At 61.7% G+C, this 26,358-nt stretch carries 24 protein-coding genes; 14 read left to right on the forward strand and 10 right to left on the reverse strand.

The window, feature by feature from the left end:
• Nucleotides 1-62 precede the first annotated feature (62 nt).
• Both H4684_RS00895 and H4684_RS00900 read left to right on the forward strand, forming a co-directional pair.
• Complete coding sequence (locus H4684_RS00895) at nt 63-722, forward strand: hypothetical protein (RefSeq protein ID WP_143077801.1); 660 nt, start codon at nt 63-65, stop codon at nt 720-722.
• An 82-nt stretch (nt 723-804) separates the two neighbouring features.
• Entirely contained in the window at nt 805-2,505 is a 1,701-nt protein-coding gene (locus H4684_RS00900) for a hypothetical protein (protein WP_092188146.1), read from the forward strand.
• Nucleotides 2,506-2,547: 42 nt separating this feature from the next.
• On the opposite strand, the gene nadB is transcribed toward H4684_RS00900, so the two are convergent.
• From nadB to nadC, 3 genes are read right to left on the reverse strand one after another with little or no spacing between them, the layout of a single operon-like run.
• Nucleotides 2,548-4,134, reverse strand: a complete 1,587-nt coding sequence (gene nadB, locus H4684_RS00905; RefSeq protein WP_092188144.1) for an L-aspartate oxidase — start codon at nt 4,132-4,134, stop codon at nt 2,548-2,550.
• A gap of 10 nt (nt 4,135-4,144) precedes the next feature.
• A complete protein-coding gene (gene nadA, locus H4684_RS00910; protein WP_092188142.1) occupies nt 4,145-5,158 on the reverse strand; it encodes a quinolinate synthase NadA in 1,014 nt (337 codons plus the stop codon).
• Nucleotides 5,155-6,027 (reverse strand): carboxylating nicotinate-nucleotide diphosphorylase, encoded by an 873-nt coding sequence (nadC, locus tag H4684_RS00915; protein ID WP_192622529.1) that lies wholly within the window; start codon nt 6,025-6,027, stop codon nt 5,155-5,157. The genes nadA and nadC overlap by 4 nt, the downstream gene beginning before the upstream one ends.
• 180 nt (nt 6,028-6,207) lie before the next feature.
• Here nadC and H4684_RS00920 point away from each other — a divergent pair, with 180 nt between their 5' ends.
• The 4 genes from H4684_RS00920 (at nt 6,208) to H4684_RS00935 (ending at nt 11,441) form a co-directional block, all read left to right on the forward strand.
• Entirely contained in the window at nt 6,208-8,805 is a 2,598-nt protein-coding gene (locus tag H4684_RS00920) for a tetratricopeptide repeat protein (RefSeq protein WP_192622530.1), read from the forward strand.
• Between the two features lie 84 nt (nt 8,806-8,889).
• Nucleotides 8,890-10,422, forward strand: a complete 1,533-nt coding sequence (locus H4684_RS00925; protein ID WP_192622531.1) for a glycosyltransferase family 9 protein — start codon at nt 8,890-8,892, stop codon at nt 10,420-10,422.
• 58 nt (nt 10,423-10,480) lie between these two features.
• Entirely contained in the window at nt 10,481-11,098 is a 618-nt protein-coding gene (locus H4684_RS00930) for a hypothetical protein (protein WP_092188134.1), read from the forward strand.
• Nucleotides 11,091-11,441 (forward strand): hypothetical protein, encoded by a 351-nt coding sequence (locus H4684_RS00935; protein ID WP_092188132.1) that lies wholly within the window; start codon nt 11,091-11,093, stop codon nt 11,439-11,441. The genes H4684_RS00930 and H4684_RS00935 overlap by 8 nt, the downstream gene beginning before the upstream one ends.
• Before the next feature lie 28 nt (nt 11,442-11,469).
• On the opposite strand, the gene H4684_RS00940 is transcribed toward H4684_RS00935, so the two are convergent.
• On the reverse strand, nt 11,470-12,207 hold the full coding sequence (locus H4684_RS00940; RefSeq protein ID WP_092188130.1) for a polyphenol oxidase family protein: 738 nt from the start codon (nt 12,205-12,207) through the stop codon (nt 11,470-11,472).
• The gene (locus H4684_RS00945; protein ID WP_192622532.1) at nt 12,198-12,800 is read right to left on the reverse strand and encodes a 5-formyltetrahydrofolate cyclo-ligase; all 603 of its coding nucleotides are present in this window, start codon (nt 12,798-12,800) and stop codon (nt 12,198-12,200) included. Before H4684_RS00945 ends, H4684_RS00940 begins: the two co-directional genes overlap by 10 nt.
• A 67-nt stretch (nt 12,801-12,867) precedes the next feature.
• Between H4684_RS00945 and H4684_RS00950 the strand changes: the two genes are divergently transcribed.
• The 3 genes from H4684_RS00950 to H4684_RS00960 are packed head-to-tail and all read left to right on the forward strand — an operon-like array spanning nt 12,868 to nt 14,931.
• The gene (locus tag H4684_RS00950) at nt 12,868-13,536 is read left to right on the forward strand and encodes a metallophosphoesterase family protein (RefSeq protein ID WP_092188126.1); all 669 of its coding nucleotides are present in this window, start codon (nt 12,868-12,870) and stop codon (nt 13,534-13,536) included.
• Nucleotides 13,533-14,306 carry an exodeoxyribonuclease III gene (locus H4684_RS00955; RefSeq protein ID WP_092188124.1) on the forward strand — a complete coding sequence of 258 codons (774 nt, stop codon included), beginning with the start codon at nt 13,533-13,535 and terminating at the stop codon, nt 14,304-14,306. The genes H4684_RS00950 and H4684_RS00955 overlap by 4 nt, the downstream gene beginning before the upstream one ends.
• A 37-nt stretch (nt 14,307-14,343) precedes the next feature.
• On the forward strand, nt 14,344-14,931 hold the full coding sequence (locus H4684_RS00960; protein ID WP_192622533.1) for a TetR/AcrR family transcriptional regulator: 588 nt from the start codon (nt 14,344-14,346) through the stop codon (nt 14,929-14,931).
• A gap of 55 nt (nt 14,932-14,986) precedes the next feature.
• On the opposite strand, the gene H4684_RS00965 is transcribed toward H4684_RS00960, so the two are convergent.
• Both H4684_RS00965 and H4684_RS00970 read right to left on the reverse strand, forming a co-directional pair.
• Nucleotides 14,987-15,955 carry a hypothetical protein gene (locus H4684_RS00965; RefSeq protein WP_192622534.1) on the reverse strand — a complete coding sequence of 323 codons (969 nt, stop codon included), beginning with the start codon at nt 15,953-15,955 and terminating at the stop codon, nt 14,987-14,989.
• Nucleotides 15,956-16,132: 177 nt separating this feature from the next.
• Nucleotides 16,133-16,483 (reverse strand): DsrE family protein, encoded by a 351-nt coding sequence (locus tag H4684_RS00970; protein ID WP_092188118.1) that lies wholly within the window; start codon nt 16,481-16,483, stop codon nt 16,133-16,135.
• Nucleotides 16,484-16,642: 159 nt separating this feature from the next.
• On the opposite strand from H4684_RS00970, the gene H4684_RS00975 reads away from it, so the two are divergent.
• Both H4684_RS00975 and H4684_RS00980 read left to right on the forward strand, forming a co-directional pair.
• Nucleotides 16,643-18,067, forward strand: a complete 1,425-nt coding sequence (locus H4684_RS00975; RefSeq protein WP_192622535.1) for an RtcB family protein — start codon at nt 16,643-16,645, stop codon at nt 18,065-18,067.
• A gap of 10 nt (nt 18,068-18,077) precedes the next feature.
• On the forward strand, nt 18,078-19,175 hold the full coding sequence (locus tag H4684_RS00980; RefSeq protein WP_092188113.1) for an aspartate kinase: 1,098 nt from the start codon (nt 18,078-18,080) through the stop codon (nt 19,173-19,175).
• Between the two features lie 60 nt (nt 19,176-19,235).
• Here H4684_RS00980 and H4684_RS00985 read toward each other — a convergent pair whose 3' ends face one another.
• Nucleotides 19,236-20,102: a universal stress protein gene (locus H4684_RS00985; RefSeq protein WP_092188111.1), complete on the reverse strand. Its 867-nt coding sequence runs from the start codon at nt 20,100-20,102 to the stop codon at nt 19,236-19,238.
• Between the two features lie 86 nt (nt 20,103-20,188).
• Nucleotides 20,189-22,300 carry a transglutaminase domain-containing protein gene (locus H4684_RS00990; protein WP_192622536.1) on the reverse strand — a complete coding sequence of 704 codons (2,112 nt, stop codon included), beginning with the start codon at nt 22,298-22,300 and terminating at the stop codon, nt 20,189-20,191.
• Nucleotides 22,301-22,535: 235 nt separating this feature from the next.
• Between H4684_RS00990 and murJ the strand changes: the two genes are divergently transcribed.
• From murJ to H4684_RS01005, 3 genes are all read left to right on the forward strand, one after another.
• Complete coding sequence (gene murJ / locus H4684_RS00995) at nt 22,536-24,071, forward strand: murein biosynthesis integral membrane protein MurJ (protein WP_092188107.1); 1,536 nt, start codon at nt 22,536-22,538, stop codon at nt 24,069-24,071.
• Nucleotides 24,072-24,147: 76 nt separating this feature from the next.
• Nucleotides 24,148-25,371 (forward strand): LL-diaminopimelate aminotransferase, encoded by a 1,224-nt coding sequence (locus H4684_RS01000; protein WP_092188105.1) that lies wholly within the window; start codon nt 24,148-24,150, stop codon nt 25,369-25,371.
• A gap of 1 nt (nt 25,372) precedes the next feature.
• Nucleotides 25,373-26,173, forward strand: a complete 801-nt coding sequence (locus H4684_RS01005) for a tRNA1(Val) (adenine(37)-N6)-methyltransferase (RefSeq protein WP_092188103.1) — start codon at nt 25,373-25,375, stop codon at nt 26,171-26,173.
• A gap of 19 nt (nt 26,174-26,192) precedes the next feature.
• Here the strand turns inward: H4684_RS01005 and H4684_RS01010 are convergent, their stop codons facing one another.
• Complete coding sequence (locus H4684_RS01010; protein ID WP_153304597.1) at nt 26,193-26,333, reverse strand: hypothetical protein; 141 nt, start codon at nt 26,331-26,333, stop codon at nt 26,193-26,195.
• Nucleotides 26,334-26,358 lie beyond the last annotated feature (25 nt).

The raw sequence follows: 26,358 nt of genomic DNA on the forward strand, positions 1-26,358 counted from the left end.
GCGCCACTTGTACAAACGAACACACCCAATGGCCCCGGCTTTGTCGGGGCCATTTTTGTTGCATGGAAACACTACGAAATATTCTTTTGATGATGGACCCCATGTTCATTTGGGGATTTCGCCTCTTCGATCACCCCTGGGGCGGTTTTTTGACGGGTCTTGCCGTGCTGAGTCTTCTCTGTGTGATCACGGGGGATTTCACATCGCATTTGGCCCGCAGGCTCAATCGCAAGGTGTACGGCAAGTACCGCGATGAAATGGTCCGCCAGCACAACCTCTCCGTCGAGGCGTTGAAACATTCCGACAAGGATGCGTACAAGGCCGTCAACAGGCAGGCTCACGAAGCATTCGGGAAGTATTTTTTCAGCCAGGCCGGAGCGTTCACCCTGTCCATCTGGCCGCTTCCTTTCGCCATGGCCTGGCTGGACATCCGTTTTGGCGGCATTCCGATCACGTTGCCTTTTGCGGTACCGGGCGTCGGAGACAGCGTCTTTTATCCGTTTTTCTTTTTTCCCATATACATTGCCTTGCGGATTTCTTACGGGAAAATTATGCGCCGCTTTCCGTTCTATCGGCGCATACTGGACTGGAGCAAGCACGGCAACGAAACGCAGATGGTTCCCTTCATGGATTTGCTCAAGCCTTCGACCGGGGTTGCCCCCGGTAACCCCGAAGAGGATGGGCGCCCATCCGGCGGGCCTGAGGATACACCCCGAAAATGACCGCGCCGTTTGGCGGCATCGTTTCGGGCCTGGCCGCGCGTTCGCGGAAGAGGCGCCTGACGGATTTGGCAAGGGGAGGTAGATGATGCGACAGTCAGGACTTTTTTCGCACTGGAGTTTCGAGTCGTTCGCACCCGGATCGATTCCCCGGCCCAAATACAATGCCTTTCACCGGATACATCGTCAGACCAGCACCTGCCTTGAATTTCTGGCCCACTTCGAGGACCTGTCCATGGGCGGGGCAGTGGTGGACTGGTGTCGTGTTTCGGGGTTGGCGAATCAGCTGTGCTCCGCCATTCGCGATCTTGTGGACCAGTTGCAGGTGATGAACCCCGTGGAGTTCATGGACGCCCACGACTGGGTCGCGAAATTGAGCTTTTATACCCGCCTGTCCACTGAACACGCGGCCACGTCCGCCAATCCCCCGTATCTGCTGACGCTGGATTCGCCGCAAGGCAAAGCCTCCTTCTCCTGGATTTCAAAGCGTCTCGACCCATTGGACCCTGGCCCGGTTCTCGTGCTCACGCCGTCTTTGTTTCAGTATTTCATTGAGGCCAACGACATGCGTCATGATCTGGACGAGTTGTTGCGCCAGTTGGATCTGATGGATGAGCCCGCCACCGAAGATTTGGGCAGGAGCGCCCGTGAGCTGATACGCGGAGGATCGTTGCCGCACCGGTTGCTCACCGAGATGGAGATCGCGGCCGTGGAACTCGCTCCGGGCGGCAGGTTTCTCGAATTGCGCGTGTTTGCCGGCAGCGGCGACGATGCCGTCATGATCGGCAAGGTCGGAGGAGTGCGGCCCACCGAGTTCATCACGGCGTGGCTTGAAGCCACGGCCTGCAAGTTTTCGCCCTCGGCGCTCGCCCTGCGCCTCTCCAAGGGGCTTGCCGACGAGGAACATCCGCTCACAGTGGCCGTTTTTCCGGTCGATACGGCCTCGGAATCACGGAACTGCGCCCTTTGGGATGGCGTTCCCGATTCGGCGGCCCTGGTCGCGCGTCTGGATCAGATTCTGCCTCGCGTCACCAGGTTGCACGTTTTCAAGGATCAGGGCGAGGCCTTGCGCCCTGAGCATTGCCGCTCCCTGCACGATCTGATCTGCCTGTGCATGGAACGGGGGCTGGCCCAGATTTTTGCCTTTGCCGGGGAACCTGCCCGGGGCCTGGCCGGAATCAAGCAGCTTCGACTTGAAATTCCCGTGGTCATCAACATCTTCAATCTGGGCGGCGGGCTTTTTCCGTCGGCGGCGGAGCGGGCCGTCATCTCAACGGAGGATGTCCGTTCCATCCCTGCCTGGTCGTTGCTTCTGGGGCTGGTCTGTCCTGCGGTGTCCTGGTCCGGCGCGCGTCACGAAGAGACCCCGTCGGTGCCGCATTACAGCAGCTACGCGGTTCTTTCCCAGTTCTTCATGCACTGCACCTTGCGGCTTGAGCAGAACCTGTATGTCGCGGAATGTTCGTGCGAGGATGGCGTGGAGAAGTACGTGCGCTTTCGTTTCAAGGGCGGGACGGGAACCAGGGCGCAACGGCGGAGCAGGCTCGGGATCATGCGCCTCATCCTTGAAAGGGAAGGGTTCACGGTCACCTCGCGCGGAGATTATCTTGTGGCCCTGCGCAGCGGCGAGGAAGATGTCCTGCTGCAGCGCAACCTGGTTTGCCTTGGCCTTTTGACAGCCTGGGTGCAGTCTTCGGGAGTGGAAGTCCTGGGGGGCATGTCACCCGAGCAGGGACGCGACCTTTTTCGGGAGCTGTTCACCGATTTTCTTTTTGATCCAAGCTAGGGCCCTGCCGGGTCTGACTTCGGCCGCGATCAGCCGGGCCTGCTAGTTCTTTCGGAAATGGCAGCCCCGGCTGTTTTTGTTGCGCAAGGCCGCCGTGGTCACGATGTAGGCGGTCTGGCAGCCGTGGAAGAGATCCACCGACTCCTTGCAGATGCGGATTGATTTGTAGAAGGAGTGCAGCCGCTTGTTCAGGTTGCGCAGGTCTTCGAAGGCCCGCTCCAGGCGCGGGGTGGTGCGCATGATGCCCATGTAGTTCCACATGGTGTGCCTGATGGTCGCCCAGTCCTGGTTGATGAGCGCCGGGTCCTCCATTTCGGTCCTGCCGGAGGTGATCCAGTCGGCGATGGAATCCTGGAGCCGCTGGCACAACTGGCATGATCCTTCATAGCGTTCATGGATGTCTTCCGCCGCGTTCATGCCCCACAAAAGCCCTTCCAGAAGTGATGTCGAGGCCAGACGGTTGGCCCCGTGCACGCCCGTGCAGGCGATTTCGCCGGCGGCATAGAGCCCGTCGAGGGTGCTTCGGCCCCTGTTGTCGACCAGTACCCCTCCGCAGGAATAATGCGCGGCGGGCACTACCGGGATGGGATCCTTGGACATGTCCACGCCGACTTGCTTGCACTTCTCGTAAATTGTCGGGAAGCGTTTGCGCAGGTTCTGATCCACGTAGTTGGCGGCGTCCAGAAATACGCAGTCCTCTCCGGTCTTGAGCAGTTCGTCGACGATGGCCCGGGTCACGATGTCGCGGGGGGCCAGTTCCATGCGCTCGTCATAGCGGGCCATGAAACGCTCGCCCTTGGCGTTGAAGAGACGGGCCCCTTCGCCGCGAACGGCTTCGGAGATGAGAAATTTGCGATCCGCGCGGTGGAAAAGCGAAGTGGGATGAAACTGGATGTATTCCAGATTCATGACCGTCGCGCCCGCTCGGTGGGCCATGGCCATGCCGGACCCGATGGAGGACGAGGTGTTGGTCGTGTGCAGGAATATCTGTCCCAGCCCGCCGGTGCACAGGACCGTGTAATCGGCCAGGATGGTGTTGGGTTCGTTGGTCTCCGAATTGAAGACGTAGGCTCCGACGCACTGGTTGTTCAACTGGTAGCGGAATTCCAGTTTGGTGGAGTGGTGGCGCGTGGCCAGAAGGTCGATGGCCGTCCGGTTGTAGAGGGTGCGGATATTGGGGTGGATCAGCACTTCGCGGACCAGGCTGTCCTGGATTGCGCGCCCGGTGTAGTCGGCGCAGGTCAGGATGCGATGCACCGCGTGGCCGCCTTCCTTGGTCAGGTACCAGTCTCCCTGTTCCGTGCGGTCGAAGGGCACCTGCACGCGCTCGAAGAGGATTTTTTCCACTGCCTTCGGGCCGTCCTCGCACAGGTGGCGTACGGCCGGTTCGTAGTTGTACTCCCACCCGGCGGTGCCGATGTCCTTGGCCAACTTTTCAGGAGAGTCCTCGTTGCTGCTGTAGACGATGCCGCCCTGTGCCAGGGCTGTATTGCCGTTGTCCAGAGAGGGGCCCGAAGAGAGCAGGGTCACTTCGTGTCCCTTGTCGGCCAGGCAGATGGCTGCGGTGCAGCCTGCGATTCCCGAGCCGATGACCAGGACTTCGGTTTTCATGCGGGTGGGTGTTGTCATGGCGAATTTCCTAACTGCAGGCGGTCAGCATGCGCTCAAGGGCGATGCGGGCGGGCCGGGCTATGTGTTCCTCGACCCGAACCGGCAGGGCGGTATCGAGCTCCTGCAACATGCGGGCGAGGTTTGTTTCGTTGACCTTGGCCATGTTCGAGCACAGGGCCCTGCGCAACGGCCGGATGGTCTTGTCGGGATGTCTGGCCGCCAGACGGTTGACCAGGCTCCATTCTGTTCCGACATACACGGTGCTGCCGCTTTTCGCTTCGGCCACAGCCTTGATGAGGAAGGTGGTCGAGCCGGCTCCGTCGGCCATGGACACGACTTCAGGGTCGCATTCCGGGTGCACGAAGATCAGGGCATGGGGCTCGCTTGCGCGGATGGCCGTCACCTGTCCGGCATTGAATTTGGCGTGGACGGCGCACAGGCCCGGCCACAGGTACAGTTTGCGTGTAGGGTCGGCCGCGGGCACGAAGCGCCCCTGACCCCGAATGTCGAGCCGCTCGATCTCGCTTTCGGACAGGCCGAGGATGCGGGCCGTGTTGCGGCCGAGGTTGGCGTCGGGCAGAAAGAGGACTCCGTCCCCCTGGGCAAGGGCCCAGCGCAGCATGGTCGGGGCGTTGGCCGAGGTGCATACGCTGCCGCCATGGTTGCCGCAGACGGCCTTCACGGCGGCGGACGAGTTGACGTAGGTCAGGGGGATGATGCGCGCCCCGTCGCGGTTGAGTCGCGCCAGGACCTCTTCGGCCAGGAGGGCCGGAACCATCTCGGCCATGACGCAACTGGCTCCAGGGTCGGGGATGTGCACCTTCTGTTCGGGCCTGGCCAGGATGGCTGCCGTTTCGGCCATGAAATGCACCCCGCAGAACACGATGTGCCGCGCCTCAAGGCCGTCGATGTGCCTGGCCAGTTCCAGGGAATCTCCCAGGATGTCGGCGTGCCGGACAACCTCGTCGGCCTGGTAATGGTGGGCGAGGATGCACAGCTCTTTGCCGAGCCTGTCCCTGATGGCGGAAATTTTCTGGTTCATGCATTCTCCCGGGAGCTTTGTGTCAGGCGCATGGAGAAGTCCGCGACGGTGGCGGAGTGGGTGATGGCGCCGGTTGAGATGAACGTCGGCCGCAGTTCGGCCAGGGGGCGGATGGTCGCCAGGGTGACATTGCCGCTGATCTCCGATTCGATGTGGGGCGGGATGAGCCGCAGCGCCTCGGCCGCGGTGTCCACGGGCATGTTGTCGAGCATGATGCGCTGGGGCGAGAGACTCACGGCCTCGCGCACGTGTTCGAGCGTGCGGCATTCCACTTCCAGGGGAGGGCAGACGTCGTAGGCTTTTCTGAGCGCGCACACGGCGGCGGTGATGGAACCCGCCTGATCGATGTGATTATCCTTGAGCATGAGCATTTCCTCAAGGTTGGCCCTGTGGTTGTGCCCCCCGCCCATGCGTACCGCGTATTTTTCCAGATAGCGTTGGCCGGGGGTGGTCTTGCGGGTATCGAGCACCCGCACTCCGGTTCCTTCCACAGCCTGCACGAAGCGGCTGGTTGCGTTGGCCACGCCGGAGAGATGGCAGATGAAATTCATGATGACCCGCTCAGCCTTGAGCAAGATGGGTGCCGAACCTCGGATGCGGGCAACCTCCTGTCCGCGCGCGACAGCGTCCGCGTCCGAGGCGAGCAGGGTCACGACGGGCCTTGGGCCGCGCATGCACTCAAAGACGATGTCGATGAGCGGCAGGCCCGCGACCAGGGTCTCTTCCTTGGCCACGATGGATGCTTCCAGCTGTGAGGCGGGCGGGAACAGGGCTTCGGAGGTCAGATCGCGTCCGTCTTCCTCCAGGGCGAGGTCCACGAGGCGGTGCAGCAGGGCCAGTCGGTCGTCGTTGAAATAGAGAGAAAACATGCCGGATTCCTTGCGCAGGAGGGTGATTGGTTTGGCTGTTGACTAGGAAAAGGACCACCCGTCGTCAAGCCGTAACTGGGCCATCCGCGGGTTGCGCTTGCAGGTGCTGCGTGTCATGTTGGCGCATGCGTTGTATCCAAAAGAACCAGTCGCTTAAAGCGCCTGTGAACGGAGAATGAAATGACCTGCATCGAGCCGCTCCTGGCGAAGGTGACAAAACAAGCCTCACCCAGGTTGCTGAGTAACGGCTTCGTCTGCTGGCTGGTGCATTCGCAGCCTCTGCCAGTCAGTTTTCTTCAGACCCTGACTGATATCGGCGGCTGGTCTCTGGCGGAGGAAACATCGCAGACCCTGTGGTTTTTTCCTTCCTCCGAAGTCATGCTCGGGCTGGCCAGACTCTACAACTGGGCCAGGCTTCATCCCATGGCCACGAGCGTGACCGTCTTCGAGGGCAGCCTCATCGTCGATGATAAGCTTGGCCAATCCCTCAAGGTCAAGTCCGAACTGCACTCCCTCTGCGTCGAATTCCCCAAGAGACTCGTTGTCCGCGTCAGCGCGCGCATGCGGGAACTCGGACGAACCCTGACCGGCCTGGCCTTCAAGCACGTGCAGAGCCCGGACGGTCTTTTGGGGGACTGGTTCGAGCTGGAAGGCAGCGAGCAGGTCAGCGTATCCTACAAGTTGAACTGGCTTTGGGTCATCCGTCCTCAGGGCTCCCGGCAGGACAAGACCTTCACCAAGGGTTGGCGGGCCTACTTCGACCGGCTGGAAGCGATCTTCCAGCAGTACAAGGTCTCCTATCTGCTGGCGGAGGATCTGAACCTGGTTCTGCGAGTGACTTCGCCGCGCGTCATGGGCGCCCTGACCTCGGAACTGCTGAGCATGATCGACGACAAGGAGAAGCCGGCCTGGCCTTGCAAATACATGGCCGTCGAGATGGGCGACCAGCCCTTCACTCCAGAATTTGCGAGCAAGGTCCGTTATGTCGTGGACTCCCTTGAGTCCAATGCCCTGCATCTGCCCCTGGCCACGATTTTCCAGATAGCCGACTCCAGGATCGCGCCGGTGGATTCACGCGCTTCCATGGACAATTCCAAGCTGTCCGACCTGTTTCAGGTTCGTTTCCATTCCAGCAAGTGCGGGCGGCGGCGCGGCAGCCTGAATGTTTTTCTGCCTACGAGCCTGATTTCCGGTGGCGAGAGCCCCTGTTTCTATTGCGGACTGCGTTCGCACCAGCCGCGAAAATGCCCCTCGAGGATGCTGCAGTCCGGAAACGTGCAGGTCACGGACATGACCCGCTTTGCCCGCCTGGATCTTGACGCTCTGCCCGGAATCCTGGCCGGGATTGAAAAGCAGGTCGCCCCCGACGTCATTCGCGGTCTGAACATGTTGCTGGGGGAAAAGACCGATCCGGGGCTGGTCGTCCGGTCCATGTTCGAGGTCGACATGATCTGCCAGCTGCGCATGATGGCTTCCGTCTGGCGCGCCAAGGGCAAGGAATGGCCGCGAGGGATAGAAGAGCAGCGGCCCCAAAGCGAGGCGCAACTCTGGGAGGCCTTGGAGGCTTTGCGCACGGGGAGTCTGGAGCGGGCCATGGAAAAGGTCGATCATGTCGTGCTCAGTTCGCCCAAGAATTATCAGCCACGGGTGCTCCTTGGTTTCATGGCCATGGAGCGCGATGAGTTCAAGCGTGCCATGGGCTTCTGGGAGGAGGCCGAGAGCCTGGCCTATACCAGTCTGCAGCGCTCCTACATCCAGCTTCTTCAGGGCCGCCTGCGGGAGGTCTCGGGCGACTACCCCGAAGCCATCCGCCTTTACGGCCGGGCGCTCGGGGAATCCCCCCGGTTCAGTCAGGCCCGCTACAGGCAGGCCGTCTGCCTGATCAAGTCAGGATATCTCAACGAAGCCCAGGCGCTCATCCGTGAGCTGATCAAGGACAATCCCGACTACTTCAGCACCGTGCTGCTCGACACCGAGCTGGAGGGCGGGCGTTCCCATCTGTTGAGCGACCTGTGGGAGATCTGGGATGATGCAAGGGCCCGTTCCCATGAGATCATCGGCGCGGTGGAGCACCTGCCGGACCTGCTGGACAAGTGGTTGCCTTCCGACCACGACGCCTACAACATGTTCCATGTGCGCATCGAGGATTTGAACAGCTATGCCGGGGTCAACAACTACGTCTCCATGGCCAAGCTGCTGCGCGGCACCATCGCCATCCGAGCGGACATCCAGGCCCGGGTCAAGAAGGACATCAAGGAGCTCGCCAACCGCCGTTCGGCCATTCGCGAGCGGCTCAAGAAGATTCAGCGTGAGGCGTCCTGGTTCCCCTTTCCGTCGATGCTCGGGTCTTTCACCAAGCTCTTCAATGCATGCGGCGAGGGAGTGAGTCTCATCGGCCATCTTGACCTCTACGTTCCCGACAAATTCAGGCAGGGGCACGAGGCCATGCGCCAGGCCGAACAGAACCTGGACAAGCTCGAAAAGAAGCTGCTCTTTCTTCAGGGCGTGCGAAACGGCATCCTTTTCCTGCTACTGTCCGGCAAATATCTGCTCATCTTCGAGATCATCGCCTTGCTTTTGGCCGGAGGCGTGTCCCTGGGACTTTACTATCTGGCTCCGGATCAGGTCATCCTGGGGCGGAACCTGCGACAGGAACGATGGCTGATCCTCAACATCACGCTCATCTTTTTTTCCTTTCTCGCCTTCGTCGCCACGGCCATCAAGGCCGCGTCGAACTTCGAGACCTACAAGAACGAGATCCTGGACAAGGGGGACTGATGCCCCGCGCCCCGCATGCAGCGGTCGCCCCGACGGCGGCCCGAACCCCCGTGTTTTTGGCACGCCTTTTGTTCATTGCCTAGAATGCATACTCTGGTCATCAATTTGACCCGCTTCGGCGATCTGCTGCAGACTCAGCCTGTCTTCAGCGGATTGCGACGGCGGGGCGACAGCGCGGGGCTGGTCTGCCTGGACTCCTTCAAGGGCGCGGCGGGCCTGCTGCGCGATGTGGATCAGGTCCGGGCCCTGCCCGGGGCGCGTCTTCTGGCCCAACTGGATCGGGGCTGGCCTCTGGCCATGGAGGAACTTGTCTCCTGGCTGGATCAGTGGCGACAGACTCCCTTTGACCGGATGGTCAACCTCACGCCGACCCTTTCCGCACGGCTGCTGTCCCGCGCCATGCATGACGGGCAGGTGGAGGGTTTTGGCCTCGATAGCCATGGTTTTGGCGAGTACTCCACGCACTGGGCGACTTTTCTGCAGGCGGCCTCCGCCCATCGCGGGTGCAGCCCCTTCAACCTGGTCGACCTGTTTCAGCGTGTGGCCGGTCTTGATCCGGGAGAATTCAGATTGAAGACGCCCGAGGCTCCCGCGCTGGCGGCGGCGGATGAACTGCTTGGCGGCACGGGGCGGCGGGTGGCCTTTCAGCTTGGGGCCAGCCAGGACTACAGACGCTGGCCCGTGGCCTCCTTCGTGCGCGCCGGGAGCGTGCTGTGGTCAAGGACCGGGCGCATGCCCGTGCTCCTGGGAACGGCGTCGGAGAGCCATCTGGCGCGGGAATTCATGGACCTGGCCGACTACCCCTGCACGGACCTGACCGGCCGGACCGATCTTTCGACGCTGGCGGCGGTGCTGAAGCGCATGGATCTGCTGCTGACCAACGACACGGGCACCATGCACCTGGCGGCGGGCCTTGGCGTGCCGGTGGCGGCGATCTTCCTGGCCACGGCCCAGCCTTTCGACACCGGGCCCTATCTGGAGGGCAGCCTGAGCCTGGAGCCCGATCTGCCCTGTCATCCGTGCTCCTTCGGGGAGAAATGCCCCCATGGACTGATCTGCCGCGATTCCATCGAGGGCGAGGCCGTCGGGGACATGCTGGTCGGGTATCCTGATGGGCAAGCCTTGAGCGTCGCGCCCGGTTTCAAGGGACGGATCTGGCAGGCTCGGCGTGATGAGTCCGGATTCATGGATCTTTTTTCCGTGTCCGGCCACGAGGGCCAGGATCGCAGCCGCTGGATCAGGATTCAGCGCGAGGTCTATCGTCAATTTCTTGACCAGAAGCCCGGTGCGGGAAATTTTTCCTGGCCCGGGCCGGGTTCCGATTTCCGCGATGCCCTGGTGCGCGATCTTGAACACGCCGCCCTCATGTTGACCCTGGTCGAAGAGCAGGGCCGGATTCTGGCGCTCCGTCCGGATGCGCCAATGAAACCGAAATTTCTCGTCAACTGTCAGAATTTAGAGGATTTTTTTTCGCGCAACCCCTCGCTTGGGATACTTGCTCCCATGTGGCGCTTCCAGTCCAGGGCCGAGTCCGTGAGCATGGCGGCTTTTCTTGAATTGTGCGCTAGGTACCGTGGTCTGCTCGATGTTTTCAGGCATCGGCTTGCGCTGGCATGAATGTTGATTAGTCCGGGACATACGGCAAAATTATTCCCAGTAGGCGGAGGACAGGAAAATGATCATTATAGACGGCCAGCAGAGCCCACTTGAGGTTCGTCAATTCGAAAATCTTGAACAGATCATCGAAAAAGTCATGGAAGACATACGCATGAACAGTCGTATCGTGACCGATGTCCTGGTCAACGACGAGGCTTTTTCGGAGATTTACCCTCATCAGGCCGAGGACATGGACGCCTCGCATATCAATCGGGTGGAAATTGTTTCCGTGCCCACCACTGAAATGGCCCAGGACATCACCCGCGAATTGTACAAGGTCGTGACCCTGATGGGCAAGGCCGGGCGGCAGGTGGCGGATTTCTTCCGTCAGGCGGATGATGATCAGGCCCTGGAGCTTTATGGCGACCTGCTGGAAGTGAACCGCGATTTTTTGAACATGGTCGGCGTGCTTCGCAATGAATTCGCCACGGACACCTCCGCCGAATTCGAAGCGTCGCTGTCGGATCTTTCGTCTCTTTTTTCGGAGATGATCGAGATTCAGGAGAACGAGGATTGGATTCTGCTCGCGGATCTGCTCGAGTACGAATACCTGCCCGTGGTCGAGAAGACCAAGAACATGGTCGCCCGCTTGCGCGAGTCGGTCAGGGTTTCGGCCAGGAAGGAACAGAATGGCTGAATCACGCGACACCTACGATCACATCATGGCGCTTGGCCAGGAAGAGCTGGGGCTGATCGCGAGCCAGGATGCCGATCGTCTCGGGACGGCGGTTCGGGAACGGGAGACAGCCATCATGGCCTTCATGAACTGCGACATGGGCGAGCAGGACAAGGTTTTCCTGGAAAAGCTCAAAAGCATCCAGGACATGAACACGCACCTGCGCCATGAGGCCAGGGCCCTGCATCAGTCTTTGAAGGAAGAGCTTTTGAAGGTGCGTCAGGAAAACAAGCGCATCGGGGGGTACCGAAACGGCGCCCTGATAACGCCCCTGGGCCGCCACGCATTGAGTCGCAAGGGTTGAACCGGGTGCCGCTCCAGTGCCGGAGCGGCTACCTGATCCAGATGACGCCCACCTGACGGCCGGTGATTTTGTCACGGCGGTAGGAAAAGAACTCCGGGGACGAGGCCGTGCACAGGTCCAGCGCAAAGATGTTGCCGGAGGGAATGCCCGCCTCGATGAGCTGCTCGCGGGTCAGGCTCCACAGATCCATGCAGCGCGTGGCCGGGTTGAAGCAGGATGAGAATCCCGGGCCCCATTCGGTCTCGAAATTGACAAATTCGCTCCTGCCCGGGCCAAGGCTCGGGCCGCGCACGGCCATGATCCCGGAAGGATCAAGGCCGTAGGCGGCGCAGAAGTTGCGCACTCCGGCGGCGGGAAAGTTGACGGCGTTGCCTCTCCACCCGCAGTGCAGGGCGGCAACGTGCCGTCCGGCGGCGTCCGCCAGCAGAATGGGCTGACAGTCCGCGGTCTTGATGACCAGTCCGTGCCCGGGCCGGTCCGTGCCCAGCCCGTCCCCCTCCAGTCTTGCCCCTTCAAAGCAATCATCCTCCAGATTCATGTGCATGGTCTGTCCGTGCACCTGCCTCAGTTCCTGCCAGACTTGAAAGCCCAGGGCCGTGCGCAGTTCCGCCCTGTTGGCCAGGACGGCCTTCTCATCGTCTCCGACCTCAAGCGACATGTTGGACTCGGCGTAGGCGCCCGTGCCGTGACCGCCCTGCCGGGTGGTGAAGACGCAGCCCACATTGTCAAGGCCAGGGAAGTGAAAGTCGATATATTTCAAAGACATGACTGTGTCTCCGCAAGGATGTGCAGGATGGATTCAGGGGTGACGATCATTTCCACCGGCCTGTCCCATGGCTCGACCGGAATGCTGTCCAGGACCTGGAAGGCGTAGGCCGGACCCACCAGCAGGGGGGCGTGGCCGAGGGAGGGCAGAAAGCGGTCGTAATAGCCGCCTCCGAAGCCGAGGCGGTATCCGCGCCGGTCGAAAGCCAAGGCCGGAAGAATGATGACCTCGGGCCGTGGGACCGGAACCAGCCGGGCCCGATCGGCCCGAGGTTCGATCAGGCCGAAGCAGCCGGGGCCCAGTTCCTCGCGGGAGGTTACGCTGTACGCGTCCATTATGCCGGGGGCGTTGTCGCGGCAGCCGGGCAGAAGGACTTCGCTGCCGCGCGCCCAGAAATGGTCCAGCAGGGGCCACGTATCGACTTCGCCCCGGGCCGGAAGATAAAGCATGACGCTGGAGGCGAGGCGGATGCGCTCCAGGGAAAGCAGGTTGTCCCGGATGCGGGCGCTGTCTTCCTGCACCAGGTTCAGGGGCAGATTCTGACGTTGTCTGCGCAGGGCAATTCGCAGAAGGTTTTTGCTGGACTCTTGCATGACGTGAGGCGCTCCTTTACCATGCCGTGAAAACACGACATTTACTCAAAGAGGGGATGACAGGCAAATGGCAAACCGCTTTTGGATAGTTTTTGGGGACATTCACGAACGCATCGGGGCCGTGGAGCGGATTGACGATCTCGGCCGCGCCGACGGAGTTTTTCTGTCCGGGGATCTGACCAATCTGGGCACGCGCGATGGCGCCGGGCACATCGTGTCCGCCGTGGCCGCGATCAATCCGCGCATCCATGCCCAGATCGGGAACATGGACACGCCGGCCGTGGATCGGGTGCTCACCGAACAGGGCATCAACGTTCACGGCCAGGTCGTGGACCTGGGCGGCGGGATCTGTCTGGCCGCCGTGGGCTATTCCACTCCCACGCCCTTCGGCACTCCTTCCGAGGTTGACGAAAGCCAGATCTGCCAGTGGATCCACGACGTGCTGGAGCGTGCCGGAGCCTTCGAGCACGTCATTCTCATGGTACACACCCCGCCGCGCGCGGAAGTGGTCGACAAGCTGCCTTCGGGAGCCCATGTCGGCAGTCCGGGGGTGCGTGCGCTGATCGAGAAGTACCAGCCTGCCATCGTCGTCACCGGCCATATCCACGAAGGGGCCGGCGAGGAGATGATCGCCCGGTCACACGTGCTGAATCCCGGAGCCTTTGCCCAGGGCGGGTATGTGCGCATCGACGAGACTCCGTCGGGCCTTGTGGCGGTCTTGCGGAGCGTGGCATGATCCTGCGCATGTATTCCTGGAACGTGAACGGATTCCGGGCCGTCCTTGGCAAGGGCTTCCGCGACTGGCTCGACCGGGCCGCACCCGACGTGCTCGGTCTGCAGGAGGTCAAGGCCGAGGAGGACCAGGTCGGCGGGGATCGTCTCTTTGACGGCTATCACTGCTACTGGAACGCCGCGCGCAGCAAGAAGGGCTATTCCGGCACGGCCTGCTACAGCCGCCCTGAGCCCCTGGCCGTGCACCGGGGCCTGCCCGATGCGCGTTTTCAGGGCGAGGGCCGGGTCATCCGCCTTGAGTTCGAGAAATTTCATTTTTTCAACATCTATTTTCCCAACGGCCAGATGAGCCAGGATCGCCTCGATTTCAAGATGGGATTCTACGACGCTTTTCTGGAGCACGCCCAGGAGCTAAGGCGGGAGAAGCCTATCGTGGTCTGCGGGGATTTCAACACCGCCCACCGCGAGATCGATCTGAAGAATCCCAAGGCCAACGAGAAGACGTCCGGTTTTTTGCCCATCGAGCGGGCCTGGCTGGACCGTTTCGTGGCCCACGGTTATGTGGACACGTTTCGCCACTGTCACGGAGACGTGGAGGATGCCTACTCGTGGTGGACGTACCGCTTCGGGGCCAGATCGAGAAACGTGGGGTGGCGCATCGATTATTTTTTCGTCTCCGAGGAACTTCGCGGCGCGGTCAGGGATGCTTGGATCGACGCCGATGTGCCCGGGTCCGACCATTGCCCTGTAGGGCTGGCGCTTGAATTGCCGTAATAATAATGGGGAACTCTTATGAGAAGGATGGACGCTGGTGAGTAAGCGCGACGAGATCCTGGCGGCGGCCCAGTCCCTTTTTGCCGAATACGGCTACGCCGGAACGACCATGCGCATGATCGCCGAGCGTGCGGGAGTGGCGTTTGGACTTGTGTCCCATTATTTCGGAAACAAGGAAAAGCTGTTTCTGGTGGCCGGTCACGAGATGATCGACGCCATGCTGCTGGGCATCAGACGGGACGCGGAGGCGGCGCAAAACGGATTGCAGGCTGTGGATATTTTCGTGAATTCCTACCTCTCCTATACCCTGGCCAACCGGGCGACCTTTCCCACCCTCATACGCTGCTCGCCTTTCAGCGACGACAATCCGCATCTGGATCGCCACAAGATCGGCGCGAAATTCGAGGAATTGATCAGGGAAATCGAGGTGAATCTGGCGCGAGGCATCGCCGACGGAACCATCGCCCAGGTTCCGGTCAAAGACTGCGCGCTCATGATCTACGCGGCCATGGTCGGGGCGGTTCGCACGGTTTTTCTGAGCCCCTTCGGAGATCCGGGACTTTTCGAGGAGACCCGCAGGTTCATTCTGCGGTCGCTGCGCCGTAGTGATAAAATGGAGGTGTAAGCCCTTTTCGGCTCGATGGTGGCGGATCGGGCGTGTCGCCAAGTCTTTGCCAAGCTCAGGCGTTTTTCAATGATCCGCCGAAAAATTCCCTCACAGAACTGAAATTGCAGATGATTGCGTCCCACATGCGCAGAGCGTCTTCTCTGGCCTCGATTCGGCAGGACATTTTGATCTGTATGTGCGGTTTTTGCGGGTCCCCGCCTGCGCCTTCATACTCCCAGCAGGCCGTTAGCCTGGGGACATCGGGACAGTCCTTGTCCTTGGGTTGGAGGATGTAAATCTCCTCCAAGCCTTTCAATCCGGCCAGGACGTTTTCTCGTGAGCGCAGAATTTTCAGTTCGATCCGGTACTTGCTGGTCACCGGTTTGACGGCTTCAGTGATGCGGGGCGGGTCACAGGGATGAGCGAAAAGATGGGCGTCAAAGCGAAGGCGAATCCTGTGCAATGATTCGGACGGCGGACGTTCCAGGCTCATGCCGGCTTGTTCGCTCCATGTTTTCAAGCCTTCGACTCTCCCTGCGGAGAAAAAAAAGCCGGTTGGCGAAACAATCTCGTTGCCGTGATGATACTTTCTGAAAAGGTTCAGGATCGGCCCGTTTACGGTGAGGCATGGTCCGCACGTGTCGAAGGGCCGGTTTTCTGTCAGACACAGGATAACTTCCGGCATGCCTATATAGACTTCAAGGTTGTGATCGGCCCTGCTGCCGTTGCAACAGCGCAACATGGACGGAAATCCGAAGAGGTCGCTGACATCCGTTTCGTCCCATCTCTCACGGACAGACAGCCCCTTGATTTCGTTTGCCATGCCTGCTTTCGTCCCGAGCGATTCCTTGAGCGCGTCCAGGTTGCGCTTATTTAGTCCGGGTTTCCAGGGAATCTCCTCGACGGCTATGCCGTTGACTTTAAACCAAGTCGCGGAAAGCTCCATGCTTTCGTGTACGGGTAATACGAACCGTCCCACTGGGCGCAAGATCACGGGGCAAGGCGGGAGTTTCGCATCGGGGGCGACAGTGTCGGTAACCATGAAATGGAACCCTCCCAAAAAAAGATTGGCAAGCAGGATCTGCAAAGATGTCACTGCAAAACCGGACAATGTGAATTTTGTCCCGATTTTAAGGTAAAATCAATCTTTGTAATGGTAGGATTTTCTGTATTCTGCCGTTAGCGACGCACTTTCGGCATACCGAAAAGGTACTTCCGCCTAGAAATTGAAGACTTTCGCTTCCGCGGCCAAGTCGATCAGGTGTGGTCCCCCGTCCAGAGCCATGTTGGCGTAGAACCGCGCTTCGTCCACGCCCCTGTTTCTCGCGCACGGCGTGCAGATTCCGATTTCGATTTCCTCTTCGACAAGATAGGGCAGATAGTCTCCCGGACAGTCGCCGGTCAGGGTCTTCTGGCCCGTGTCCCTGGACATGTCCGCCCAGAGCACTCCTCCGTCGATGAAGAACAGGTTGACATGGTGCCCTTTGGAGTGGGCGATGCGAGCGAACTGAAAACAGCGGGTCGCCGCCTCGTTATCGTCCTTGCCGAGAATAAACAGGAATTTGGCCATTTCATCCTCCCGTGTTACGAATGCGCTTCACTAGAATGCTTCATTCGTAAAATCAATGCATTCTGAGAAGGACCTCTTGGAAAATATACGCGAATACGTGCGTTGTTCTGTATCTTGGCCGCGCTCGGTCAATATTCCAGCTTTCCCTCTCTTGGAGAAATGTCAAAAAACGGATACGTGAATTTCATGTCCATGAACAGCCACAATACGGAAAAAAAGCTGCCGTTTCGTCCGGTAGCCCTCGGCATTCCTGAGCGTCTTATGCCCGTGGTCCTCGATTGCGCGCGGCAACTGGAAGGGGAGGGGGTACGCGGCAAGGCCCTGCGCCGTCTTTTCGTCCGCCTGGCGCAGGATCCGAAGTCGTTCGCGGACCATCCGGTCCTGGGCGGCCTGGCCGGGATGCTTGGCGGCGAGTCGTCGCCGGGCGCGGCCTTTTCCGTGACGGAGGTTCCCTGGCGGGCCTGGGGCGAGGATCTCGACCCCAAGGCGGTGCAGCAGCTTCGTGACGGATGCGGCTTGCCGGTGGCCGTGAGCGGGGCGCTCATGCCCGACGCCCATGTCGGTTACGGCCTGCCCATTGGCGGCGTGCTGGCCGTGACGGAAGCGGTCATCCCCTACGGCGTCGGCATGGACATCGCCTGCCGGATGAAGATGAGCGTTTTTGCGGTTTCCCCGGATCTGGTCGATACGAACGGCGACGAGCTGGCGCGGGCCATCGAGCAGGAAACCTGCTTCGGGGTCGGCGGTCAGTTCAAGGTCCGCAAGGATCATGCGGTCATGCACGAGGACTGGGGCTTTTCCCCCGTGCCGCGGCGGATGCACGACACGGCCTGGGCCCAGCTCGGGACCAGCGGCTCGGGCAATCATTTCGTCGAATGGGGCGTACTGGATGTGCCCAGGGCCATGCCGGGCCTGCCCGAGGGCACGTATCTGGCACTCATGTCCCACAGCGGCAGTCGCGGCACCGGCGGGGAAGTGGCCAAGTACTACAGCGCGCTGGCCAGACGCCTGCATCCGGAGTTGCCGCGCGCCCTTGGGCATCTGGCCTGGCTGGGGCTGGATACGGACGAAGGGCGGGAATACTGGGCCGCCATGGAGCTCATGGGTCGGTACAGCGCGGCCAACCATGCTCTCATCCATGCCGCCGTGGCCGGGCGTCTTGGTCTGACGCCGCTTTTCGGCATCGAGAATCATCACAATTTCGCCTGGCGGGAGATTCACGACGGGCGTGAGGTCATCGTGCACCGCAAGGGCGCGACCCCGGCCGGGCGGGATGTTTTCGGAATCATTCCCGGAACCATGGTCGATCCGGCCGTTGTGGTCGAGGGGCTGGGCAACCCGATGTCCCTGTGCTCGGCGGCCCACGGTGCGGGCCGGGTCATGAGCCGCAAGGAGGCCCTTGCGCGCTTTCGCAGGTCCGATCTGGAGCATGTCCTCAAGGAGCGGAGGGTGCGGCTCCTGTCGGGCGGGCTCGACGAGGTGCCCATGGCCTACAAGGACATACGGGAAGTCATGGCCGCGCAGGCCGATCTGGTGCGTATTCGCGGAACTTTTTTACCGCGCATCGTGAAAATGGCGAAATAAGGAGAAAAGCATGGCCCTTGTCGTTCAGAAATACGGAGGCAGCAGCGTGGCCACCCCGGACAAGATCCGGGATCTGGCGCGGCGCATCGTGGCCAGGCACGAGAGCGGCGACAAGGTGGTCGTTGTGGTATCGGCCATGGGCAAGAGCACCGACGCGCTGGTCGGTCAGGCCCGGGAGCTGGCCCAAAACCCCGACCCGCGCGAAATGGACATGCTCGTCTCGGCCGGGGAACGCATCTCCATCGCCATGATGAGCATTGCCATAAACGGCATCAGGCCTGGCCTTGCAGTGTCTTTCACCGGTTCGCAGATCGGGCTGATCACCGACTGCAATCACGGGGACGCCAGGGTTCTGGAGATAAAGGGCGATCGTCTGCGCGAGGCTCTGGATCAGGGCCGCGTGGTTGTCGTGGCCGGATTTCAGGGCGTGTCCACGGCCAGGGAGATCACCACCCTTGGCCGGGGCGGCTCGGACACCACGGCCGTGGCGGTGGCGGCGGCCCTTTCGGCCGACGTGTGCGAGATATATTCGGATGTGGACGGGGTCTACACTTCGGACCCGCGTCTTGCGCCCTCGGCCCGTCGTCTGGACACCGTGGACTACGAGACCATGCTTGAGATGTCCGCCGCCGGGGCCAAGGTCCTGAAGGACGACGCCGTGGAGTATGCCCGTCGTCTGGGGGTGCGCATCGCCGCCGGGTCCAGCAGTTCCGGGCTCATCGGCACCATCGTTTCCAACGGGAACCTGAACCGCGATACCCTGCAGGCCATGGTCTATCATGACCGCCTGCGCTGGATCGCCTGTGAAGCGGGCGTGCCCCTGCCTCCGGACTGCCGGTTGTGTCAGTCCGTGGAGGGTCTGCGTGTCGTCATCGTGGACGAAAAACATGCCGGAGCCCTGGAAGGGGTCCCGTGCGTGAGCCTGTCACTCATCGGTTCGCGGGTGGCGGCGCAGCGCGACCGTGTCAGCGCGGTGCTGGCGCGTCTGGAAGAGTCCGGGAACCGCGTGCTGGCCATCAGCAGCACGGCCACTAAGTATGAGATTTTTCTGGAAGACGCGGTGCCGCAGCCCGTGGTGGCCGCGATCCACGACATGCTTTTCGCGTAGAGCGCGGCGATGGGCGATGAAACCCCCGTGTCTGGAGACGGCGCGGGGGTTTTCTGGTTCCTAGTGGCAGATCCACAAGGTCGTGGATTCGAGTTGTTTGAGCAGGTTCATGCTGACCGAACCCAGAAGGTGCAGGGTTCTGCTTTCTCCCCGACCCGTGCGCCCCGTGGCCAGGACTCCGTATCCGCCTTCCCGGGCCACGCTCAGGATGGTGTCCGTGATGCTGGTGCATTTTACAATCTTCTGATGAATGCGGCGTCCGGCAACGCCGTTTTCTTCGAGCATGCGCCGGGCCTGGGCCAAGGCGTCCTCCGGGACTGCCGGGGATGAGCCGCAGGCCACGTGCAGCAAGGTGATCTCGTGTTCGGGGGCGTTGGCGAGCATGAAGCCGACATGGTCGGCGCAGCGCAGGCTGGCGGGAGAGCCGTCGGTGCAGAGCAGCACGCTTGGAGCGGGTTTTTCGTCACTGCGACAGATCCACAGGGGGATTTCCATGGGCGTAGTGAATATCTGTTTGCTCACGCTTTCGTCGATAAGCTCTTCCAGGCGGGACAAGCCCCTGCGGCCCAGTGCGATGGCGTCATAGATGCCGGCGATGCCTTCCTGAATGATGTCCTTGGCCGTGCCGAGCTGTTTGAAGGTGATTTTCTTGTGGATGTTGGCCCGGGGGAAATGCTTGTTCACAAGCAGTTCTTCGGCCCTGTCGAGGGCAGTCTGGGCCAGGCTTTTGGTCTGGGTTTCCCTGCGGCTCAGGTTCCCGTAATCCTGGATTATCTCCGCCTCGGTCAGCCCTGCCTTGGGATTCGGGGCGACGTAGAGGAGGGTCAACTGCGGGTATTCGGCGGTGGCAAAGAAGCCGGCAACGAATCGTACGGCCTGCAAGGAGCTGAAGTCATCACTTACGGTCAACAGAATATGTCTGTCCATGTGGCTATCCTCGTGCGGTGGGTTTCAATATGTTGTGATGTAGAGCAAAGCACGGGGGCTTGCAATCGCGGGAGACTTTATTCGCTTCATTCCTGTGACGCTGCCTCGATTTGAACGACCGTCGTCTCGTTGTCCGTGACGCTGAAAGGAGTCAGCCGGACCGTAACGCCGCTGTCCTCGCGCCTGGGTTCAAGCAGAATGTAGTCTCCGGGTTGCATGGCGCAGGTCAGGCCGTCCCGGGTTTTTTCCCAGGGCAGGTCATCGAGGGTGCGCAGGAAGCCTTCATCGATTCCGGCTACGCCGAAATCCTGCAAGGGGCGCAAGTCCTTGCCTCCCGTGACGTGCAGCGCGCCACGGGCCGGCACGGCGGCTTGCATCTCCCAGAATTGCCAATTCACGCCGTCAAAATACTCCACGCCCTTGAAATCAACAGCGCAGCGGGCTGGAACGCCCATGGTGCGCAAGGCTGCCGCGGCCAGCACCGCCTTGTCCGAAGTCGAGGAACAAAAACCGCCTGCAAGGGTTTGACCTGGGGTCAGGGGCGGGCCAAACAGGGTTGCCGGCAGGATGGGCAGGCCGTCGATGCGGGACCGGATGGCCTGCATCTTTTTTTCGAGGGGCAGGCCAATGTACTTTTCGAGCCACGGAAGCAACTGGGCGCGCCATGGTGACCATGGTTCAAGATGAAGCCTGGGGGAGAGCACGAAGCGGGTGAAGATCTCATCGTCATAGGAGAGACTGGCCTTGGCCGAAGCCTCCCTGGCAAAGGTCGCAAGCTCGATGTCGCGGGGCAGGCTGCCGGGTTCGGCTTGCAGCAGGTCCTTGTCGTCGAGGCCGGTCAGCACGGGCACGAGCCAGGGCGTGGATGGACCGGCGGGCTGATCCAGAAGGCGCAGCCAGTGCGGGGTGCTTTCTCCCGCCAGGGCCAGACGTTCGCGCAGCGGCGCTGGCAGGTCGCGCAGAAATGGCTCCCAGCGCTGCTCGCGCTCCTTGCGCAGGCGTTTGAGCCTTGTGCTTGTCGAGATATTGAAAGCGCTTTCAGCGGGGCCGGGATGGGAAAAGCGGATGGATTCGGGGAGTGCGCGGGGAGCGTCGGCCTGGAGCCGAACCCGCGTTTCGTCCATGTCCCGGGTGTCGAGCAGGGTCCAGGCGAGACCGCCGTCGGCGACGCAGGAAACGAAGAAGATCCCGGGGCCGAGGACGACCCTGGCCATGCCGTCGTCGTTGGTGACGGCCTTGGTCACGGGTCTGAGGCCGCCCAGGGAATAGACGCAGAAGAACACGTCGCGGCCCGCATCGGGCTGGTCGTCGGCCAGGCGCACGCTGACCTGGACCGGGGTGCCCCGCGTGTAGGCGGAGGTATTGTCGACGAGGGCGAAGCCGGTACCCATGCGGTACACCGCCGGGTCCTGGGGCTGGCCAAAGACATACGCCACGACCTTGGCCATGCGCGGCGCCTCGGCCGCGAACCAGGTCTGGTTCAGGGTGGAAAACTCAGTCCCGCTTTCCAGGAATTTCCAGCCGTCCCTGGTCCAGGCTTCGACCCAGGCATGGTTGCCGTCGGTGTGCTGCCACCACGGAACCATAGCCTGGCGCACCGGCAGGCCCACGGCGCGGGCCGCTGCCAGAAAGAGGATGTTCGTTTCCTCGCAGCGCCCATATCCGGCGTCGAGGATGGACATCACTCCCAGGTCGCGGCGGGAGGTGGGGCGGTATTGGGCCTTTTGCGCGCACCATTTGCCAACGCGCGCAAGCGCTTCCTCCATGCTCCCGGCCGTGGCGCACAGCGGGGCCAGTTCGGCGAAGAGCATGGCCCGATGAGGCTGGAAGGGCTCCTGGCTGGCGCGGTGCGGCAGGACGTAGTGCAGGAAGGTGTCCCAGGGAACTGTCTTGCCCCAGGGCATGGCATCTCGCGCCAGGAATGCATAGTCCAGGTTTTCGCTCAGCGCGCGGGCGTCCATGGACAGCCTGTCGGCCGGGGGTAGGTTATCCAGCAGAAAGCGCGCGGCCAGGGATTTTTCCGGATCTTCAAGGTACATGTTCTCGAAGGCTTTCAGTTCGTCCGCGTTGGGGTTGGCGGCGTCCGGGATGGAGAACGAGGTCGAGAGGCCCGGTGCCGGTTGGCGTCCGGCGCAGCCTCCGAGAATGACGAGCAGAACGAGGAGCTTGACGAGGGTGGGGAGCTGTAAGGTGTTCATGGAGGACAATGTAGCGGTGGAACCAAGACGCTGTCCAGAACGGGCTTGCGGTCTTGGACCGGTATTTTTGTACGGACGGCGATGCTTCGAGGAGGGAGAAACGGCCTCCGGGAAGGTTCCCGAAGGTCACGATTTTTTCCGGGCAAATCCTGGTGGACTCGTCTGGTCTCGGCAGATAAACAAAGGCGTTTCAAGAGGTTTGATCCCCATTTCTCTAGCATTCTGGAAGCTGCCCTTGTCCACCAACCGAACCATCGCCAAGAACGCATCCATCGTTTCCGGCGCCACCATGCTGAGCCGGGTGCTCGGGCTCGTGCGTGATCTGATCATGGCCTACGCCCTGGGCGCGTCCGTGCTGGCCGACGCGTTTTTCGTGGCCTTTCGTGTCCCCAACCTGCTCCGCAGTCTCTTTGCCGAAGGCTCCCTGACCATGGCCTTCGTGCCTACCTTCGTCAAAATCCGGCAGAGCGAGGGCGACGGGGCGGCCTTCGTGCTGGCCAGATCCATCCAGTTCTGGCTGCTGATCATCCTCGGCCTGCTGACTGTTTTCGTACTGCTCTTCCCCAAGGCCGTGACCCTGCTCATAGCCTCGGGTTTCGCGGCCAAGCGGCCGGAGCTTTTCGAGCTGACCGCGAGTCTGGTCCAGATCTGCTTTCCCTACATCCTGTTCATTTCCGGAGTTGCCCTGTGCATGGGCATCCTGAACAGCATGGGGCATTTTCTCATCCCGGCCCTGGCTCCGTGCATTCTCAACATCGTGCTCATAGCCGCAAGCCTCCTGGCCATAAAGGTCGGCGGGAACGTGGCCGTGTACCTGGCCTGGGGTGTGCTTGTGGCCGGAATCGGACAATGGCTCCTGCAGCAGCCCATCCTGCGCTCCAAGGGTTTTTCCTGGATCGGGCCGGTGGAGCCGACGGGACCGGGCGTGCGGCGCATCGGCACGCTCATGCTGCCCACCATCCTGGGTTCCGCCGTGTACCAGATCAACATCCTGATCAGCACGGGCATGGCCTCCTTTCTGCCCGAGGGATCCGTGTCGTACCTCTATTACGCCGACCGGCTCTTCCAGTTTCCCCTGGGCGTTTTCGGCGTGGCCGTGGGCGTGGCCACCCTGCCTTCGCTGTCCATTCTGGCCGCGCCCGAGAAACGCACGGAGTTCCGGGAAACACTGGCCACCTCCCTGGGCCTGACCCTGTTCGTGAACCTGCCCGCCGCCGCGGGCCTGGCCGGATTGTCGCTGCCCCTGGTGGACCTGCTCTTCGGACGCGGGGAGTTTTCTTCGGCGGCGGTGCACGGCACGGCCATGGCCCTGCTTGGCTACGTGGTCGGCCTGCCCGCCTTTTCGAGCGTGCGCTCCCTGGCCTCGGCCTACTATGCCCTGGGCGACACCAAAACCCCGGTGCGCGTGGCCCTGGGAAGCCTGTGCGTTTTCGTGGTTGCCGGCTACACGGGCATGCAGGTGCTCGGGCACGTGGGCCTGGCCCTGGCCTCGTCCCTGTCGGCCTGGATCAACGTGGTGCTCCTTGGTTTCCTGCTGCGGCGGCATTGCGGAGCCTGGTTCCGGGTGAATCGCGACATGGTCGTCTCGTTCGCCCTGAGTCTGGCCATGCTCGGCGGATGCTGGATGAGCACCCGGCTCGGCCCGATCTGCCTGCTCTTCATCCCCGTCTGGGCGGCCCTGTACATGGGGGCGGCCCTGCTTCTGAACGTAAGCCAGGCGCGGCTTTTCGCCAACGTGCTGGGCAGGCGGTCCTGGCGCAAAAGAGCCTGACTTGAACTGCGCGCGCTTTGACGTTAGGCTTGTCGTTTCCATTCACCACAGAAAAACCGACCAATGAGGACCACATATGATCCGCATCAATGAAAATTATCTCAAGCTCAAGGCTTCCTACCTTTTTGCCGACATCTCCCGGCGCGTGACCGCTTTCCAGCAGGCCAACCCCGACAAGAAGATCATCCGCCTCGGCATCGGCGACGTGACCGAGCCACTGCCCGAAGCGGTCGTGGCGGCCTTTCACAAGGGCGTGGACGAGATGGCCGACGCCGGAACGTTTCGCGGCTATGGCCCGGAGCAGGGCTATGATTTTCTGCGCGACCTGATCGCAAAAGAGGATTTCCAGTCGCGCGGGGCGGACATCTCCGGCGACGAGATCTTTGTCAGCGATGGGGCCAAGTGCGATACCGGCAACATCCAGGAGCTTTTTGCCGGAGACATCCGCATCGCCATCCCCGATCCGGTCTATCCGGTCTACGTCGACACCAACGTCATGGCCGGGCGCACCGGGCAGAACGTGGACGGCCGCTACGAAGGGCTCGTCTATCTTGATGGCACCCGGGAAAACGGCTTCATTCCCGAACTGCCCGGGGAGCCCGTGGACCTCATCTACCTGTGCTACCCCAACAACCCCACCGGCGCGACCATCACCAGGCCCCAGCTCAAGGCCTGGGTGGATTACGCCCGCGAGAACAAGGCGCTCATCCTTTTTGACGCCGCCTACGAGGCCTTCGTCCGCGATCCCGAGCTGCCCAGATCCATCTATGAGATCGAAGGCGCGCGCGAGGTGGCCATCGAGTTCCGCTCCCTGTCCAAGACCGCCGGGTTCACGGGCACGCGTCTGGCCTTCACCGTGGTGCCGAAGACCTGCATGGCCTACGACAGCCAGGGGGGCGCGCACAGCCTGCATGCCATGTGGAACCGCCGCCACACCACCAAGTTCAACGGCGTGTCCTATCCGGTGCAAAGAGCCGCCGCGGCCGTATATTCGCCCGAGGGCAAGGCGCAGTCCAGGGCGCTGGTGGATCACTACTTGAACAACGCGGCCATCATCCGCAAGGAAATGACCGCGCTTGGCTACGACTGCGTCGGCGGCGAGAATTCGCCCTATGTCTGGATCGACGGCAAGATGGGCTCATGGGATTTTTTCGACATGCTCTTAAGCAAGGCCGCCGTGGTCTGCACTCCGGGTGCCGGCTTCGGATCCTGCGGCGAAGGCTACATCCGCATCTCCGCCTTCAACAGTCTGGCCAACGTCCAGGAGGCCATGGAGCGGCTGCGCGCCGTCCTGAAATAGCATGACCACGACGGCCGAGGAACAGGCCCGGCGGAATTTTCCGCGCGGGCTCTCCCAGCCGGAGACGGGTTTTCGTTTTTCCATGGACGCGCTGCTCCTGGCCGCCTTTGCCGGGCGGGAGCAGGTGCGTGGCCGGGTTCTGGACCTGGGGACCGGATGCGGGGTGGTGGGGCTTGGATTGGCCCTTGACCACCCCGATTTTTTTGGGGTCGGCCTGGATCTGAACCCGGACATGCTGCGCCATGCGCGCGAAAATGTCCGCCGCCTGGGTTTTGACGAACGCTTCGCCCTGCTTCGGGCCGACGTGCGCGGGCCGTGGGGCCTTGCGCCTGAAAGCATGGATCTGGTGCTCTCGAATCCGCCGTACCGCGATCCCGGCCGAGGCCGGACTTGCCCGGACGAGAGCAAGACGCTGGCGCGCTTCGAGCACCGGGCCGGGCTTTCGGATTTTGTGCGGGCCGCCGGGTATCTGGTGCGCAACCGCAAGAGTTGCGCCTTCATCCATCTGGCCGAAAGAATTGACGAATTGCTGGACCTGCTGCGCGCTTCCCGGCTTCAGCCCAAGGAACTGCTCTTTGTGCATCAGCGCCATGACAGCACGGCCCGGCTGGTGCTTGTGCGCGCCTTCAAGAACGGCGGGGCGGGCCTTGCGGTGCATCCTCCCCTGATTCTGCATGAGGGCCGGGGCAGCCAGACGCGCCTGACCGCCTCGGCGCTGTCATTCTGCCCACGCCTGGCCTGCAACGCGGACCCCGGAAACAGGAATTCCCGCACAAATGGCGGGAATTCGAAAAAGCCTTGAACCGGACGTGATCCGGAACTTATTTGCTCATGCGGCCGATGATGAAGGAAATGAGGGCCGTGGCGAACAGCAGGCCGAGGACGTAATCCGTGTCCAGGGCTGCCTGCAGGGTGGTGGTGATTTCGACGAAGGTGTCCTTGATGGGATAATGCTCTTCCATGGATGCTCCTGCCTGGATGCTCCTG

The organism is Desulfomicrobium macestii (genome assembly GCF_014873765.1).
GTDB lineage: Bacteria > Desulfobacterota > Desulfovibrionia > Desulfovibrionales > Desulfomicrobiaceae > Desulfomicrobium > Desulfomicrobium macestii.